The organism is Ruegeria sp. AI2 (assembly GCF_056541275.1).
Map to the genome: position 1 here is coordinate 1,388,858 of NZ_JBQFYB010000001.1, position 16,385 is coordinate 1,405,242.

17 protein-coding genes and 1 pseudogene are annotated in these 16,385 nt (G+C 57.0%); 10 read left to right on the top strand and 8 right to left on the bottom strand.

What is annotated here, in order from left to right:
• Positions 1-24 precede the first annotated feature (24 nt).
• Together ACR0LL_RS07000 and ACR0LL_RS07005 are read right to left on the bottom strand one after the other, a co-directional pair.
• Positions 25-249, bottom strand: coding sequence for a succinate dehydrogenase assembly factor 2 (locus tag ACR0LL_RS07000; RefSeq protein WP_480558342.1), 225 nt, complete (start codon positions 247-249; stop codon positions 25-27).
• A gap of 29 nt (positions 250-278) precedes the next feature.
• Positions 279-671 (bottom strand): helix-turn-helix domain-containing protein, encoded by a 393-nt coding sequence (locus ACR0LL_RS07005; RefSeq protein WP_267366820.1) that lies wholly within the window; start codon positions 669-671, stop codon positions 279-281.
• Positions 672-763: 92 nt separating this feature from the next.
• On the opposite strand from ACR0LL_RS07005, the gene ACR0LL_RS07010 reads away from it, so the two are divergent.
• Both ACR0LL_RS07010 and ACR0LL_RS07015 read left to right on the top strand, forming a co-directional pair.
• Complete coding sequence (locus ACR0LL_RS07010; protein ID WP_480585038.1) at positions 764-1,966, top strand: pyridoxal phosphate-dependent aminotransferase; 1,203 nt, start codon at positions 764-766, stop codon at positions 1,964-1,966.
• Between the two features lie 2 nt (positions 1,967-1,968).
• Positions 1,969-2,370 (top strand): hypothetical protein, encoded by a 402-nt coding sequence (locus tag ACR0LL_RS07015; RefSeq protein WP_480473472.1) that lies wholly within the window; start codon positions 1,969-1,971, stop codon positions 2,368-2,370.
• On the opposite strand, the gene ACR0LL_RS07020 is transcribed toward ACR0LL_RS07015, so the two are convergent.
• Positions 2,367-3,737, bottom strand: a complete 1,371-nt coding sequence (locus tag ACR0LL_RS07020) for an MATE family efflux transporter (RefSeq protein WP_480585040.1) — start codon at positions 3,735-3,737, stop codon at positions 2,367-2,369. The two genes, ACR0LL_RS07015 and ACR0LL_RS07020, sit on opposite strands and share 4 nt — an antisense overlap.
• 107 nt (positions 3,738-3,844) lie before the next feature.
• A complete protein-coding gene (gene ppk2 / locus ACR0LL_RS07025) occupies positions 3,845-4,768 on the bottom strand; it encodes a polyphosphate kinase 2 (protein WP_480585043.1) in 924 nt (307 codons plus the stop codon).
• Positions 4,769-4,889: 121 nt separating this feature from the next.
• On the opposite strand from ppk2, the gene ACR0LL_RS07030 reads away from it, so the two are divergent.
• On the top strand, positions 4,890-5,768 hold the full coding sequence (locus tag ACR0LL_RS07030; protein ID WP_480585046.1) for an alpha/beta fold hydrolase: 879 nt from the start codon (positions 4,890-4,892) through the stop codon (positions 5,766-5,768).
• A gap of 69 nt (positions 5,769-5,837) precedes the next feature.
• On the opposite strand, the gene ACR0LL_RS07035 is transcribed toward ACR0LL_RS07030, so the two are convergent.
• Complete coding sequence (locus ACR0LL_RS07035) at positions 5,838-6,446, bottom strand: carboxymuconolactone decarboxylase family protein (protein WP_480585049.1); 609 nt, start codon at positions 6,444-6,446, stop codon at positions 5,838-5,840.
• Between the two features lie 152 nt (positions 6,447-6,598).
• Here ACR0LL_RS07035 and parE point away from each other — a divergent pair, with 152 nt between their 5' ends.
• From parE to ACR0LL_RS07050, 3 genes are all read left to right on the top strand, one after another.
• Positions 6,599-8,557, top strand: a complete 1,959-nt coding sequence (gene parE, locus ACR0LL_RS07040) for a DNA topoisomerase IV subunit B (protein WP_480585052.1) — start codon at positions 6,599-6,601, stop codon at positions 8,555-8,557.
• Positions 8,558-8,566: 9 nt separating this feature from the next.
• Positions 8,567-9,535 (top strand): MrcB family domain-containing protein, encoded by a 969-nt coding sequence (locus tag ACR0LL_RS07045; RefSeq protein WP_480585055.1) that lies wholly within the window; start codon positions 8,567-8,569, stop codon positions 9,533-9,535.
• A gap of 284 nt (positions 9,536-9,819) precedes the next feature.
• On the top strand, positions 9,820-10,791 hold the full coding sequence (locus tag ACR0LL_RS07050; protein ID WP_480585058.1) for a UDP-glucuronic acid decarboxylase family protein: 972 nt from the start codon (positions 9,820-9,822) through the stop codon (positions 10,789-10,791).
• 28 nt (positions 10,792-10,819) lie between these two features.
• On the opposite strand, the gene ACR0LL_RS07055 is transcribed toward ACR0LL_RS07050, so the two are convergent.
• Complete coding sequence (locus ACR0LL_RS07055) at positions 10,820-11,659, bottom strand: EamA family transporter (RefSeq protein WP_480585061.1); 840 nt, start codon at positions 11,657-11,659, stop codon at positions 10,820-10,822.
• A 244-nt stretch (positions 11,660-11,903) separates the two neighbouring features.
• On the opposite strand from ACR0LL_RS07055, the pseudogene ACR0LL_RS07060 reads away from it, so the two are divergent.
• Positions 11,904-12,659 (top strand): annotated as a pseudogene (locus tag ACR0LL_RS07060) (hypothetical protein); the annotation flags it as partial.
• A 7-nt stretch (positions 12,660-12,666) separates the two neighbouring features.
• Here the strand turns inward: ACR0LL_RS07060 and ACR0LL_RS07065 are convergent.
• Entirely contained in the window at positions 12,667-13,341 is a 675-nt protein-coding gene (locus tag ACR0LL_RS07065; protein WP_480585064.1) for a TIGR04283 family arsenosugar biosynthesis glycosyltransferase, read from the bottom strand.
• 73 nt (positions 13,342-13,414) lie between these two features.
• On the opposite strand from ACR0LL_RS07065, the gene ygfZ reads away from it, so the two are divergent.
• Together ygfZ and ACR0LL_RS07075 are read left to right on the top strand one after the other, a co-directional pair.
• On the top strand, positions 13,415-14,158 hold the full coding sequence (gene ygfZ, locus ACR0LL_RS07070; RefSeq protein WP_480585066.1) for a CAF17-like 4Fe-4S cluster assembly/insertion protein YgfZ: 744 nt from the start codon (positions 13,415-13,417) through the stop codon (positions 14,156-14,158).
• A 106-nt stretch (positions 14,159-14,264) separates the two neighbouring features.
• Positions 14,265-15,206: an ABC transporter transmembrane domain-containing protein gene (locus tag ACR0LL_RS07075; protein WP_480484218.1), complete on the top strand. Its 942-nt coding sequence runs from the start codon at positions 14,265-14,267 to the stop codon at positions 15,204-15,206.
• 54 nt (positions 15,207-15,260) lie between these two features.
• Here ACR0LL_RS07075 and efp read toward each other — a convergent pair whose 3' ends face one another.
• Positions 15,261-15,824: an elongation factor P gene (gene efp / locus ACR0LL_RS07080; protein WP_209503361.1), complete on the bottom strand. Its 564-nt coding sequence runs from the start codon at positions 15,822-15,824 to the stop codon at positions 15,261-15,263.
• Positions 15,825-16,043: 219 nt separating this feature from the next.
• Between efp and ACR0LL_RS07085 the strand changes: the two genes are divergently transcribed.
• Positions 16,044-16,364 carry a DUF6280 family protein gene (locus ACR0LL_RS07085; protein WP_037310273.1) on the top strand — a complete coding sequence of 107 codons (321 nt, stop codon included), beginning with the start codon at positions 16,044-16,046 and terminating at the stop codon, positions 16,362-16,364.
• Positions 16,365-16,385: the final 21 nt, after the last annotated feature.

A 16,385-nucleotide genomic window follows, 5' to 3' on the forward strand; every position in this document is an offset into this window, starting at 1 on the left:
AAATCGGTTAAGCGGAACTTTGCCTTATTTCTGAAAGGTTTGCGCTATGTCTGCAATCAGGCTGGCAAATCGCGCCGGAGGCTGCACCTGCCCTGTAACCCATTGATAAAGGTCCTGATCGTTTTCATGCAACAGCGCGTCATAGACATCCAGCCCGGCGGTATCCATGTCGGCCAGATTGCGACCGGCATAGGCGGACAGGATAATGTCCATCTCTTTGATGCCGCGTCGCATCGACCGCATTTGCATGCGCTTGATGCGCACATCCCGGGGTTCGCTCAATTCTTCTGCTCCAGCATCTGACGCATTTTCTTTTCCAGACGCGCTGCGCGTTCGGAACAGGCGCGCATCTCAGCGCGGATGGCGCGCAGTTCAGCCACGGCCGAGGACAGTTCCATGCCGCCTTCGCCTTCATCCACAGGCGCATCCATGCCGTCGCCCTCGCCGGTCAACAACCACATGATCGAGACATTGACCATGCCCGCCATCATTGACAGCCTGTTGGCCCGGGGTTCGGACAGATCGTTTTCCCAATCTGAAATTGTCGCCTTTTTGACCCCAAGACGCCGCGCCAGTTGCGCCTGCGTCATTCCCGCGGCTTCGCGTGCGCCTGCCAGACGGTCTCCGAATGTCGCAGAATCCGGACCGTACCAGTCGTTTTCGTCATTCATTTGGGTCTCCATCTCACATTGTCTATACTGCTTGATCGTCACTCGGACGCACCCTATGACAGTCGGGCTGAACATACAAACCGAGGCCGAGCATGAGTTTTCTGTCTGCGACACTGTCACGCGTCAAACCTTCACCCACCATCGCCATGACAGCCAAGGCAGCCGAGCTGAAGGCCGCCGGACGTGATGTCATCGGCCTAAGCGCTGGTGAGCCGGATTTTGACACGCCCCAGAACATCAAAGACGCCGCTGTTGCGGCCATCGCAGCGGGCAAAACCAAATACACCGCGCCGGACGGCATCCCCGAGCTGAAACAAGCGGCATGTGCCAAGATGAAACGTGACCACGGGCTGGACTATTCGCCGGCCCAGATCTCGGTCGGGACCGGTGGCAAGCAAACGCTGTACAATGCTCTGATGGCGACGATGAATGAAGGCGACGAGGTGATCATCCCTGCACCGTACTGGGTCAGCTACCCCGATATGGTGCTTTTGGCCGGGGGCACCCCTGTTGTGGTCGAGACGACGCTGGAAAACAGTTTCAAGCTGACCCCAGAACAACTGGAAGCCGCCATCACGCCCAAGACAAAGTGGTTCATCTTTAACTCGCCCTCGAACCCGACGGGCGCAGGGTACAGTTGGGATGAGCTGAAGGCGCTGACCGATGTTCTGATGCGTCACCCGCATGTCTGGATCATGTCCGACGACATGTACGAACATCTGGCCTATGACGGGTTTGAGTTCTGCACCCCGGCCGAGGTTGAACCCGGTCTATTTGACCGGACGCTCACCTGCAACGGGGTTTCAAAAGCCTATGCCATGACCGGTTGGCGCATCGGTTATGCTGCCGGTCCGGTCGAAATCATCGCGGCCATGCGCAAGATCCAGTCGCAATCCACCTCGAACCCCTGCTCGGTCAGTCAGTGGGCTGCCGTCGAGGCCCTGAACGGAACTCAGGATTTTCTGGCCACGAATAACGAGACATTCAGGCGCCGACGCGATCTGGTGGTTCGGATGCTGAACGAGATTGACGGCGTCACCTGCCCCACACCCGAAGGGGCCTTTTATGTCTATCCGTCTATCGCCGGATTGATCGGGAAGACGACGCCCGCTGGGACAGATCTGGTAGACGACGAAGCCTTTGCAACCGCACTTCTGGAAGAGGCCGACGTAGCTGTCGTATTTGGCGCCGCCTTTGGCCTGTCGCCGAATTTCCGCGTCAGCTATGCTACGTCCGACGCGGCACTGACCGAAGCTTGCAGCCGCATCCAGCGTTTTTGTGCTTCTCTGAGGTGACCATGTCCGCCGAACTGCCTGAGTATTACTTTCGCATACGTGAAAACGGTGCTGCGGTGTTTCGGATCGATACGGAAAACCGTCAGCGCCGGATCGAGATGGACCAGATTGCCGTCATCAATATCCGCAATGGCGAGGTCAAGCCGCACGGGCAGCGGACGCTGTCAGACCGGGATCAGGCCGAGATTGCCCAATGGATGGAAGAGCGCCGGGCCCTGCTGGCCCAGCGCGACATTGACGATATCCATCGCGCGGTCGACTATCTGAATCTGACCACGCAATGGGCACAGTCCAAGGCAAGCGACACGCAGCTGGAGGATGTGACAGACAGGTTATTGATGGCCATGCACGACCTGCGTACGGTACTGGTGCGAAAAAAGGCAGATCGGCTGGACAAAGACTAGGCGGGCTCGGCCGATGCCTGTATCTGCTGTACCGAATACATCCAGAACCGAGTCATGAGAAGCACAGCCGCGAAGGCGAGACCAAGCACCAGGCCCAGCCAGACGCCGATGCCGTCCATATGACGGACAAAGCCGAAATAATACGACGCGGGAATCCCTACGACCCAATAGCTGAGCGCCGCCATGACCATTGGGATCTTGGCATCCTGCAACCCGCGCAGCAGGCCCAGCGCAATCACCTGCGCGCCGTCGACCAGCTGAAACAACGCCGCCATGGCAAGCAATCCGGTACCGATAGTCAGGATTTGGCCCCGCTGCGGGTCATCTGTTTCCATGAACAGGGAAATCAAAGGCTCGGCGCAGGTCAGGAACAGAATGATGGTTGCCACCGACATGACCAGCGACATACCAGTCACGGAAATTGCGCCCTTTTCCAGATGCGCCCTGTCCCGACGACCCAGCGCATTGCCAGCCCGGATGGTCGCCGCATTTGATAACCCCAGGTGAACCATGAAAGTGGCTGAAGCCAGATTCAGGGCGATCCCATGCGCAGCCAGCGGGACCTGACCCAGCCAGCCCATCATCACCGCAGAAGTCGCGAACAGTGAAACTTCGGCCAATGTGGTCAAGCCGATGGGTACACCCAACTTCCATACGCTGGCAAACATTTCCCAATCCGGTCGCCAGAACCGTTGGAATAGGCTGTGCTCTGGCAACGTCCGGACCACATAGATAACAACCGCGATCAGCGAAACAACTTGTGTCGTGATCGAGGCGATTGCCGCCCCTGTCACGCCCAGTTCGGGGGCACCCCAGTTGCCGAAGATCAGCGCATAATTGGTCAGCCCGTTCACAGCCGCCGCCGCAATTGTGATCCACAAAACAATCTGCGTTCGCTCCAATGCCGCCAGATAGCTTTTCAACACCATCACAATGAGGGCCGGAAACAATCCCCAACCGGCAACTCGCAAATATTCGGCTGCGGTTTCAGCAATTTGCGGTTCCTGCTTCATGGCGATCAGGATCGGATAGGACCACCACAGCAAGGGCATGACAACCACGGCATACAGCAACGACAACCATAGCCCCATCCGGGTCGAGCGGCGAATGCTGGTTTCGTCCCCTTCCGCCGCCGCTGTGGCCACCATGGGCATGACTGCCCAGCCAAATCCCGCACCGAACAAAAACAACACGAAATAATAACTGTTGGCCAAGGTAACAGCCGCCAACGCCTCGACCCCGTACCAACCCAGCATGATGGTGTCGGTCAAGCCGATTGCGTATTGTGCCAGATGACCGCCAACCAGTGGCAGGCCGAGAACGGCAATAGCCCGAAAATGGGCCGGATATGTCATCACCTTTGTCATCGCTCCAGCCATATGCGCGCCGTTGGCGCGGGACAAGAGCGGATCGGCAATATTTCATATTGAGACTTTTATGCCCGACCGTTTCCTGAGGCCGGGCATCTTTGCAATCAGCGGGCGTCGGGGTGCAGAGCCGTACCCAGAATATGCTCGGACCGGTGAATAACGTGATGCGCCTGCCCTACGATCAGCGGATCAGGCTCGCCCACGATATCGTGATCCTTGCCGGGGTAATTCAGCGAGGACAGGAAGTGACGCATACAGTTCAGGCGTGCGCGTTTCTTGTCATTTGACTTGATGATCGTCCAGGGTGCGTCAGCCGTATCCGTGTAAAAGAACATGGCTTCTTTCGCCTCGGTATAATCATCCCACTTGCTGAGGCTTGCCTTGTCGATGGGCGACAGTTTCCATTGCTTCAGGGGGTCGGTTTCGCGGCTTTTGAAGCGGCGCTGCTGTTCTTGCTGTGTAACCGAGAACCAGTATTTGTATAGCTGAATGCCCGAGCGCACCAGCATCCGTTCCAACTCAGGCGTTTGCCGCATGAACTCAAGATATTCGTTGGGCGTGCAGAACCCCATGACCCGCTCCACACCCGCGCGGTTGTACCAGGACCGGTCATAGAACACCATTTCGCCTACGGTCGGCATCTCCTGAATGTAGCGCTGGTAGTACCACTGGCCTTTCTCTTCCCAGGTGGGTTTGTTCAATGCAACGACACGGGCCTGACGCGGGTTCAGGTGCTCCATGAACCGCTTGATCGTACCCCCTTTGCCGGCGGCATCGCGCCCTTCGAACAACAAGACAAACCGCTGCCCCGTTTCCTGCGCCCACAGCTGAACCTTCAAAAGCTCGGCCTGCAGATTGGCTTTTTGCGTCTCATACACCGACCGGGCCATTTTGCGGCAATAGGGGTATTTCCCACTTTCAAACGCCTGCCGGATTTTCTCGGGGCTGGGCGCTGAAGGGTCGGTGTCTTTGGCGAGCGTGGTCTTGATCTGGGTGGGTTCTGCGTTGGTCGTGGCAATGACGTCCATACATCCTGTCCTTTTCTACTGTCCTGAAGGGTGGCTAGCAGAAAGCTCGGAAATGCGCTTTGATTGGTGTCAAATAGATGCCTCAAAAACCCATGATTTCCAGCGCGGATCCCTTGTTCCAATGCAGACGTCTTTTTTCAAGCTGAACGGCCATTCTTTCCACGTCAGGACATGGGGCGACAAAGCCGCGCCACCATTATTGATGCTGCATGGTTTCCCCGAATACAGCGGTGCCTGGGCCGATCTTGCGCCTCATCTGGCAGAACGCTTTTATTGTATTGCTCCGGACCAGCGCGGTTATGGCCAAAGCTGGTGTCCCGAAGGGGTGCAGAACTATACCCTGTCGCAACTGGTCACAGACATGGCCGCACTGATTGAAACCTGCGGCGCGCCAGTTGCGCTGCTGGGTCACGACTGGGGCGCATCGGTGGCTTATGGCGTTGCCATGTTCCGCCCGGAACTCGTTGATCGGTTAATCATTGCAAACGGCGTACATCCGGTGCCGTTTCAACGCGCCATGGCCTCAGGTGGCGCACAATCCACAGCCTCGCAATATATCAATCTGCTGCGAGCACCCGATGCCGCACAAAAACTGTCCGAAAACAACTTTGTGATGCTGGAACAGTTCTTTCGCCATGGTATGGGGCTGGATTGGTTGACCGAAGCTCGCATGGCCGACTACCGCACTGAATGGGCCCGACCCGGTCGGCTGCAGGCGATGCTGAATTGGTACAGAGCCTCTCCGCTCGTTATCGCCAAACCCGGTGTCCCCGCGACAGACCTGCCCGACCTGCCGCTCGACCGGTTGCATGTCAGGTGTCCGCACTTGTTGATTTGGGGGCCGGATGACAAAGCCCTTTTACCAGAAGCCACTGAGGGGCTGGAGGCGTTTGCCACCCACCTCACCCGTGTCACGATTCCTGGGACCGATCATTGGTTGCATCATCAAAACCCGCAGGCCGTGGCACAGGCCATTCTGGGATGGACTGGCCAGACGTAACAGGCCCCGCCCGCGCGCAACGGCAAGCCAAGCAGCTTTTGTCGCAGCGCCAACGATATCTGTAGCACCTTACCGGTGCCCCCAATCGTCAGGGTTGTCAGAGTTGTTCGGCGACAAGCCCAACTCATCACCATCGGTTGAGCACCCAAGCCCCAGAACCGTCCGGTTTGCATATGAAAAGTAGGAGCAGACCTGATTGATCTCGAGGATTTCGCCATCATCCCACCCCGCGTCGCGCAGGGCGCTGACATCCGCCTCGACCAGATCGCCCGGCGCTTCGGTCAGCTTGCGGGCATAATCCATCGCAGCCATTTGCGCCGCATCCAGCGGTGCAGCCGAGGGATCGCGCGCCTCAATCGCTGCTCTGATCGCGTTGCCACGCACCGTATCACCCAGCAAGCGCTGAAGACCTGCAAAGTGATGCTCGACGCAATACCCGCACCGGTTCAGTGAGCTGACCCAAACCCCCAGCACTTCCAGAAACCATTTCGGTATCTTGTTGCCCGAATGATGCAGCACCGCCTTGTACATGGCCATATGGCCTTCCATCGAATGCGGGCGAAGGCTGTGTGCCATCATGATGTTGTCTACGTTATTGTTCGGCCCGGTCACGCGTTCGTAGAGTTTCTTCAACTTTCCAGTCGCTTCTTCGAACGGAACGGTTCTGATCCAGCTCATTTATGCACCTCCGCTATACCGGGATCAAAGGACTGGTTATCTGCACGGATTGCAAGCGGCTTGACAGAAAACGCACAACACCTCGCGCCCCTCTTCCCCCGGACCACATCACCTGCCATAATGGCGGAAACCCAAAAACAAGAGCAGCACCCATGCCCGAAGATCTGTTGACGCCCAGCGCCACTTCTACCTATGACGCCTCCTCGATCGAGGTGCTCGAAGGGCTGGAACCGGTTCGCAAACGCCCCGGCATGTATATTGGCGGCACGGATGAGCGTGCGCTGCACCATATGTTGGCCGAGATCCTCGACAACTCGATGGACGAGGCGGTGGCAGGCTTTGCCAACCGGATCGAGGTCGAGCTGCATTCCGACTACGCCCTGACCGTCCGTGACAACGGGCGCGGTATCCCGATCGACCCGCATCCGAAATTTCCGGGCAAGTCCGCGTTGGAGGTGATCCTGTGTACCTTGCACGCGGGTGGCAAGTTCTCGGGCAAGGCCTATCAGACCTCGGGCGGCTTGCACGGTGTCGGTGCGTCGGTGGTGAACGCGCTGTCTGATTCGATGGTTGTGCAGGTGGCGCGGGACAGGCAGCTATATGAACAACGTTTCTCGCGCGGCGTCCCGCTTGGCCCGGTCGAAAAGGTTGGCGCGGCCCCGAACCGGCGCGGCACAACGGTGACCTTCCACGCCGACCCGGACATCTTTGGCCATCACAAGTTCAAACCCGCGCGGCTGTTCAAATCCATCCGCTCCAAGGCCTATCTGTTCTCGGGCGTCGAAATCCGCTGGAAAACCGCCATCGATGACGGTGAAACCCCGCTTGAGGCCTCGTTTCACTTTCCCGGCGGTCTGTCTGATTACCTGAAAGAGACGATGAACGGCTCGTCCACCTATGCCGAGCAACCCTTTGCGGGCACCGTCGATTTCAACGAGAAATTCGGCACCCCCGGCAAGGTCGAATGGGCGATCAACTGGACACCGTCGCGTGACGGGTTCATCCAGTCCTATTGTAACACCGTTCCCACCCCCGAAGGCGGCACCCATGTGGCCGGTTTCTGGGCTGCGATCCTCAAGGGGATCAAGGCCTATGGCGAGTTGATCAACAACAAGAAGGCCGCGCAGATCACCCGCGACGACCTGCTGACAGGTGGCTGCGCGCTGGTGTCGTGCTTTATCCGTGAGCCGGAATTCGTGGGCCAGACCAAGGACCGTCTGGCGACGGTCGAGGCGCAGCGGCTGGTCGAAAACGCGGTCCGCGACCATTTCGACAACTGGCTGGCGGCTGATACGAAATCCGCCGGCGCGATCCTCGACTTCCTCATCCTGAGGGCCGAAGAACGCCTGCGCCGTCGGGCCGAGAAGGAAACACAACGCAAGTCCGCCACTAAGAAACTTCGTCTTCCCGGCAAGCTGGTGGACTGTTCCAGTTCAACACGCGACGGCACCGAATTATTCATCGTCGAAGGCGATTCTGCGGGCGGCTCGGCCAAGATGGGTCGTGACCGCAAAACGCAGGCCCTGCTGCCCCTGCGCGGCAAGATCCTGAACGTGCTGGGCGCGGCCAGTTCGAAACTGGGCACCAATGCCGAGATCAACGATCTGACGCAGGCGCTGGGTGTCGGGCTGGGCACCAAATTCAACGTTGACGACCTGCGCTATGACAAGGTCATCATCATGACCGACGCGGATGTGGACGGGGCGCATATCGCCTCGCTGCTGATGACATTCTTCTTCACCCAGATGCGCCCGATGATCGACGCGGGCCACCTGTACCTGGCCTGCCCGCCTTTGTACCGCCTGACGCAGGGTGCCAAACGCGTCTATTGTCTGGACGAGGCCGAGCGCGACGAATGGCTGGATAAAGGTCTGGGCGGCAAGGGCAAGATCGACGTGTCCCGCTTTAAGGGTCTGGGCGAAATGGACGCCAAGGACCTGAAAGAGACCACGATGGACCCCAAGTCCCGGAAATTGATCCGGGTCACCATCGACGAGGATGAACCCGGCGAAACCGGCGACCTGGTCGAGCGTCTGATGGGCAAGAAGCCCGAACTGCGGTTCCAGTATATTCAGGAAAACGCGCGGTTTGTGGAGGAGCTGGATGTTTGAGTAACCTAAATGCTTCATGAGTATTTATCGCGTCTCGCGCGCGAGTACGTCTTTGAGCGTGCTAAAAGTTTCTCTGGGAGTAACTTTGGAAATTTTGTACGGCACGACATAGCGATAGAAGCAAAGAAGCGTCTAGTCTTCCTGCCATACGAATTGGAAGTTAAAGCAAGTGTCGGGCAATCGCGATGGGCTTCGGTACCGTGGTTGGCTTTCTTCGATCCGCTCGTAACCGACACTGCAACTCGCGGTTACTATGTCGTTTACCTTATTAACGCTCAAACTGAAGAGATAGTGCTTTCACTCAATCAAGGCACGACCGAAGTTTACCGAGAGTTCGGAGAAAATGACAAAGGGCGGAGCATTCTCGCACGTCGTGCAGTGGATATAACAGAAAGAATTCCTGAGTTTTTTGAAAGATTTGACAGTGATAGCATCGATCTGGGCTCGACGGAAAAGCTTCCAGCCGGGTATGTTGCTGGTCACGCGTTTGGCAGGGTCTACCAAGCAGATGCGATCGATCCCAACCAGTTTTACGAAGACCTGGAAATGATGCTTGCAGCATATAAGGTGCTTGTAGACCGAGGAGGTAGAACTCCTGTCGACACCATGATGGAGGAGTCTGGGTCAACTGACATCCACGAGACCAGGAATTATGTCCTTTCTAAAAGAATTGAACGCGCAAAGAATGTACGGTTACGGGTTTTGGAACGTCGCGGAATTGAATGCGAGGGTTGCGGTTTAGCGCCAATTGAACATTATCGTTATGAAGGCCCAATCAAGAACGTTCCACTTGATGTTCACCATGCAAAACCAATTCGAGAGCTCTCAGAAGGTGAAACTCGCAGGTACAAAATTCCAGACGACTTCCTAGTACTTTGCCCAACCTGTCACCGAGTGATTCATAAACAGAAGAATGTAGGCGATATTGAACAACTCAGGAGTAAAATCAGCTTTATTCATGCGAAAATAATTACTTAACCAAAAATTTTCGATGGATGCGCACAGCAGTTTTTTACTGCCTCTAGATGACTCCTCGTTTTCACCCTTCCTAATTAGATTCCTAATGCGTGCCTAAAAAGTAACCTGCACTCGTTCAACCTGCCTCGCATCAAGCATTGACTGGGCGGAAGACCCACCACCACCACACGCGCCTTCAAAAAACCAAAATCTACTGCAATTCAAATCCCTTCGGTTTACTAATCAGATCAAGACCCGGCTTCCTCGTGGCAAGCTGGCTTGGATTTAACGATTAAGGATTTGCAATGGCCCGCCTTTATGACAGTCGAAAACGTGTTCTCGTAACCGGTGGGGCCGGGTTTTTAGGCTCGCATCTGTGCGACCGGCTTCTGGATCAGGGGCATGAGGTTTTGTGCGTCGACAACCTGTTCACCGGCACCAAGCGCAATATCGACCATCTGCACAGCAACCCGCGGTTCGAGTTCATGCGCCACGATGTGACCTTCCCGCTGTTTGTGGAAGTGGACGAGATCTATAACCTCGCCTGCCCCGCCTCACCCGTGCATTATCAACACGACCCGGTGCAAACGACCAAGACCAGCGTGCATGGCGCAATCAACATGCTGGGCCTGGCGAAACGCCTGAAATGCAAGATCTTTCAGGCCTCAACCTCCGAGGTCTATGGCGACCCGACCATTCATCCGCAGACCGAAGACTATTGGGGTAACGTCAACCCGGTTGGTCCGCGCTCGTGCTATGACGAGGGCAAGCGGTGTGCCGAGACGTTGTTCTTTGACTATCACCGTCAGATGGGGTTGGAGATCAAGGTCGCCCGCATCTTCAACACCTACGGCCCCCGAATGCACCCCGCCGACGGCCGTGTTGTGTCGAACTTCATCATGCAGGCCCTGACGGGCGAGCCGATCACGATCTTTGGCGACGGCACGCAGACCCGGTCATTCTGCTACGTGGATGATCTGATCGAAGGGTTCATCCGCCTGATGGACACAGGCAAGGACGTCACCGGCCCCGTTAATCTGGGCAATCCCAACGAATTCTCGATGAACGAACTGGCCCGTGAAGTGCAGGCTCTTGTGGGGGCAGAAACCCCTGTCAGTTTCAGGGAATTGCCAGAGGATGACCCGAAACAACGTCAGCCCGATATCACACTGGCGCGGACCCTGCTGAACTGGGAACCCACAGTGCAGCTGAAGGAAGGGTTGGACGCAACGATCCGGTATTTCCGGACGCTTCAGTCAGAAGGCGCAGCCGGATAACGCGTCTTGCCATGGCTCGGGGACCGGATCAGACCGCCGTGCCGATCAGCGCGACGCCAATCGCCATGAGGACCGCGGCGCCCAGGCGTCGCATCCAGTTGCCTTCTTTCAGGAAAATGAACCCGATCAGCGCCGCAAAGATGACCGAGGTTTCCCGCAGGGCCGAAACCGCCCCAAGCGGCGCAAAGTTCTTGGCGTAAAGCACCAGACCATACGCTGTCATCGAAACCAGCCCACCCAAAAGGCCCGTCATCCATATTCTGACTGGCAGGTCTTTGAGGGTGGTGCGTTTCCTGATCCCGATAAACCCTGCAATGAACAGGTGCAGAAAGGCCCCCCACGCCCAATAGCTGAGCGTATTGCCTGACAGCCGCACCCCAATCCCATCAACCACCGAATAGATCGAAATGCAGAACCCGGTTCCCAGCGCAAATCCCAGCGCGCTGCGCCCGACGCCCGAACGCAGCGCCGCCCAGCTGCTCAGCTGAATGCCAACCGCGATCAGGGCGATCCCACCCCAGGCCTGCCAGGGCAGAACTTCGCCCACCAGCGCCATCGCCCAAAGCGAGACCAGTGCCGGAACAATCCCGCGTGCTATGGGGTAAACCACACTCAGATCGCCATGCTGGTAGGCCTTGCCCAGCATGAAGTAATAGCCGAAATGCACGATGGTCGAGAGCAGGATATAAACAAAGCTCTGCGTGTTCGGCAACGGCAGGACCATCACCATAACCGCCGCCGGCAAGACCTGACCCAACGCGACCAGACCCAGCATGGTGGTGCGGTCCGCTGCCGTTTTCACGATGGCATTCCATACGGCATGCAGCAGCGCCGCCGACAGAATAATCAGAATGACGAACAGGGTCATACCCGAACCTTTCCCGCAGAATTCGTGCGTAAAAAGGGTCTTTGGCCCCATTTCACTTGGGCGTGGTGTCTGCCAAAACCGGGATTTTTGTCAAGCCGGATTCCAGTGGTCAAATTACCGCCACTGTTGGGGACGTGTCCGCAAGCCGTTTCTGGTCTCGTCCTGCGCCCTTGTGCCCGGTAAGAAGTTACAACTGCACGTGATCCCGGTTGCAGGACGCGCATCACGTTCTAAGATCGGGCACATGAGTTTTGTGACAGACAACCAATTGCCCCTGCTAATCCTGTTTTTTCTGTCAGGATCGATCGGCACCGCCTTTTTGTTCCGCAAGCCAGCAGGGCACAGGGCATGGAAACTGGCCGATCTGGTCTGGGTCGTGCTGGGAGGCATCGGCGCATTGGTGGCTGTTCTGGCGGGGCTTTATACGTCGGACAGTTCGCGACTGGATCGCCAGATTGATGTAGCCTACGCCGCAACATTGGCATTCGACCGGGATGCCGCACGGTTTCGTCTGCGTTTCTGCGACCCTGCTTACGATCCTGACACGGCAGTGCTGTGCGACAAGGTTGAATTCCTGTCGGCATCAACTGCCAGCAACTCGGAATTGCCCCTGTTCATCGCCGTAACCAACGAAGTGGCCCCCCTGCAGGGCCTGCACTTCCTGTTCGGAAGTCAGGGCAAAGATGAAATGGACGAGCTGCGGGATATGACGGCAAAAGCTGATGCTTTCAATATCGACCAGTTCCTCGTATTCACGTCTCTGGACGACAAAACTCAGGTGGCCATCGACAACATGCGCCGTAAGGTACCCGCGATTGCCGGAGATTATCAGATCCTGGCACAAAGCTATGACGATCTGATCCAGCAGGTCGGCAAGTTGAAGGACGAATGGGAATACCTGCAGGCCAATGCCCATATTCTGGTTCTGCAAATCGTGGCGCTTTGTCTTGTTAGCTTTGCTGCCCCGTTTCGACTGGGAAAATCTTTGGTCGAATTGCGCCGGGCGCTCAACGTCGATAGCCCCGCGCCAACACCTGTGGATCAACCCCCAGAAAGTAGCGCAGAAGTGTCCACAAGTTCCGCATGCCCCGTCGAGTCCAACCTGCCTGTTCATAGCGCTCCGCGCTCGTAAAGGCGCGCGACTCGAGTATTGCGATCCGTGGCAATGCGCGCACCAGCGCCACATCTTCCATCAAGGGTTGGTCCGGATACTCACCAGCTGCCAGATAGACATCACGCGGAACCAGCAACCCCTGATCTCCGTACGGTAAACCGAACAGCCTGCTGCGCAAATTGGCCCATCCGGCCACCCAGGTCGGCGCAAACCCACGCGCGCGAAAAGCCAACCGAAACGCAGCTGGTGCGTTGGAGGGTAGATGGGCGCTTACGCTCTCGGCCCATCCCTGTTGCAGCACGGTATCGGCATGAAGGATTAACAACCATTCACCATCAGCCTGCGCACACCCCCGGCGCAATTGACCGCCGCGCGACGGCTCACCTTTCAGAACAAGCGCGCCAACATCTTCTGCAATTCTCAACGTCTGGTCTGTTGAGCCTGCATCGCTGACGATCAGGTCCCTGATCAGCCCGGAATGCACCCCTTCCATCAGGGCTTCAAGGCACGCAGGCAAGGAACCGGCGGCATTCAAGGTTGGAATCACTACAGTGACGGGTGCGGGCACGTCCGATAACCTCTGGTCTTGACTGCGGGACTTCCTATATCACGAGGCCAAAGGCAATGACGAGGACCAAGCCATGCCCACCCGCCGCATCCTGCGCCTGACCGGCTCGGACACCGAAGACTTTTTGCAGGACCTTGTCACCAATGACGTCCGGGGGCTGGGCAATGGGTTTGTTTATACGGCGTTGCTTACTCCACAGGGCAAGTATCTGGCCGATTTCTTTCTGAAACGCGATGAAGGTGGCGTGCTGCTGGACGTGGCCGAGCCACTTGCGGATGACCTGATCAAGCGCCTGAACATGTACAAACTCCGTGCGGACGTGGTGATCGAAGGCACGGATCTAAATCTGCAACGCGGCACAGGTCCAGCACCGGACACTGCCCTGCCCGACCCCCGTCACCCGGATATGGGTTGGCGTGACTATTCGACAGCCCCAGAAGGCGATGACGGAACCGACTGGGACGCGCTGCGCGTTCGACACTGCATCCCCGAGGCTGGGGTCGAACTGACGCCAGACAGCTATATCCTCGAATCCGGGTTCGAGGCGCTGAACGGCGTGGATTTCAAAAAGGGTTGCTATGTCGGTCAGGAAGTGACTGCGCGCATGAAGCACAAGACCGAATTGCGCAAAGGCTTGCGGCGGGTCTTTGTCGAAGGCTCGGTTCCGGTGGGGACTGAGATTGCCGCAAACGGCAAACCTGTCGGCACCCTGTTCACGCAATCAGGCGGACACGGGATCGCGTATCTGCGCTTTGACCGTGCGAATTCAGACATGATGGCCGGAGACATCGTGGTTCGCCTGACGGATCAAGCGTAACTTGTTGCCAAATCGGCACGGCCTTATCCGCCGTTTATCTCGTAAAGTTTGAACCCGTTACCCTGCCCTGCCAATGTGTCGGCACAGGGGCAACACGGATACCAGCATGTTTCAGCTTTACTCCGCGATTTGGCGCGCCAGCGCCGGACGGCAGATTGTCCTCATTCTGTTATCCATTGCCATTGCTGCGCTTGCCGCGGTTCCGCTTGAGTTTCAACGCGATATCGTCAACCATCTTACGTCCAACGATCTTCATGTCGAAAAGCTGGTTCTGCTGGGCATCGGCATGATGATTGTCATCCTGCTGAGCCTCGCCCTGAAATGGGTTCTGGGTTTTCGCGCGGGTACATTGGGCGAAGACATGATCCGGCTGATCCGGCAACGCTTGCTGTGGCGCGCGACCGACCTGAAGGAAACGGGTGAAAATCTGCGCAAAGGTACCATGACGACCGCTATCTCAGCCGAGGCTGAGGAGCTGGGCAAGTTTGCCGGGGGCGCGTTCTCGGACCCGGTGGTTCAGGTTGGAACGCTGGTCAGCGTGATCGGGTACATATCCTCAACGCAGCCAGGCCTTGGCCTTATCGCGTTTTCCATGATTGTGCCGCAGATCATTATCGTTCTGGTGTCGCAACGCAAAGTGAACACGTTCGTCGCCGAACGCGTCCGCCTTTTGCGCAGCGCCACTGATAGGCTGACCACCGAGGATATCGATGCCGTCGAGCGGGATATCAATGCCCTGTTCGACGACATCTATGACACAAGGCGGCGCATGTTTCTTTGGAAGCTTTCGGCCAAGTTTCTCCTGAGCGTAATCAACGGCGCCGGAACCGTCGGTATTCTGATGTTGGGCGGTTATCTGGTGCTGCAAGGAAAGACCGACGTCGGCACGGTGGTGGCCGCGACCAGCGGGCTTGGCCGGATACAGGGCCCGACCGCGTTCCTGATCGCCTTTTACAGACAAGTCAGTGCCAACCGCATCAAATACGAGCTGATGCTAGAACTATTCGGCCCGGACCCCGCGCATTACCGGTACCGCAACAGTGCATAAAAAAAGACCGCGCAGCGGCTGCTTGCGCGGTCTGACACTAAAAGCGACGAAACGTCACGCGCGTTCGGAATATTCCATCGTTTCGGTGTTCACGATGATCATTTCATCCTGACCGATGAACGGCGGCACCATGACTTTCACGCCATTGTCCAGAATTGCAGGCTTGAACGAGTTCGCGGCGGTCTGACCTTTTACGACCGGCTCAGTTTCGACAATCTTGCAGGTCACTTTCTGCGGCAGCGTCGCGTTCAGCGCTTCACTTTCGTAGAATTCGACAACAATCGTCATGCCATCCTGAAGGAACGGACGACGCTCGCCCAGCAAATCCGCTGGCAATTCAATCTGTTCGTATGTTTCGGCATCCATGAAGACCAGCATGCCATCGGTTTCATACAAGAACTGCTGATCCTTCTGTTCAAGGCGCACACGCTCAACCTTGTCAGCCGAGCGGAACCGTTCGTTCAGTTTCGAACCATTGCGCAGGTTGCGCAGTTCGACCTGCGCGAAAGCGCCACCCTTGCCGGGCTTCACATGGTCAACCTTGACCGCGGCCCAAAGGCCGTCGTTATGCTCAAGCACATTGCCGGGGCGAATTTCGTTCCCATTTATCTTGGGCATTACATAATTCCTTCACAAACGGTTGATGCGTCAGTTGCGCCTCCTATATCTGGCGGGAACATACCTGACAAGACAACCAAACCTAGTGCTGCACGTGCAGCGAGATATGCAAGTGACGCAACGCAACTATGCATATTAGCTGTATCCGAATCGCACTTTATCGGTCATAAGGACCGTCACGCCGAAAATTGCAAGAGCAAGAAAAACAAGGAAGACGAGATGAGAGATTTCGTTGACGGCACTGCCTTTAACAACGAACAAGGCAATCGTGCTCGCAAACTTTTCGCGGCCGTTGTGTTGGCCGCACTCGATGACGCCATTGCCGATGACAAGAAGTATGGCAATGGCCCGGAACAAATCGCCCGTTGGGCGCGCTCGCGCGATGGACGCGAAGTGCTGTCTTGCGCGGGAATCGACCCGAACGAGCGGGTTGTCAGCGGACTGATGGAGTTCGTTGGCCGTGGCGTGCGGACCTCGGTCGCGCTGTCGCGTGAAGAAAGCGAGCGTCGCAATGCCGCTCAGCAGGCTGAAGCTGCCTGATCCAAGGCTGTTTCAACTCAG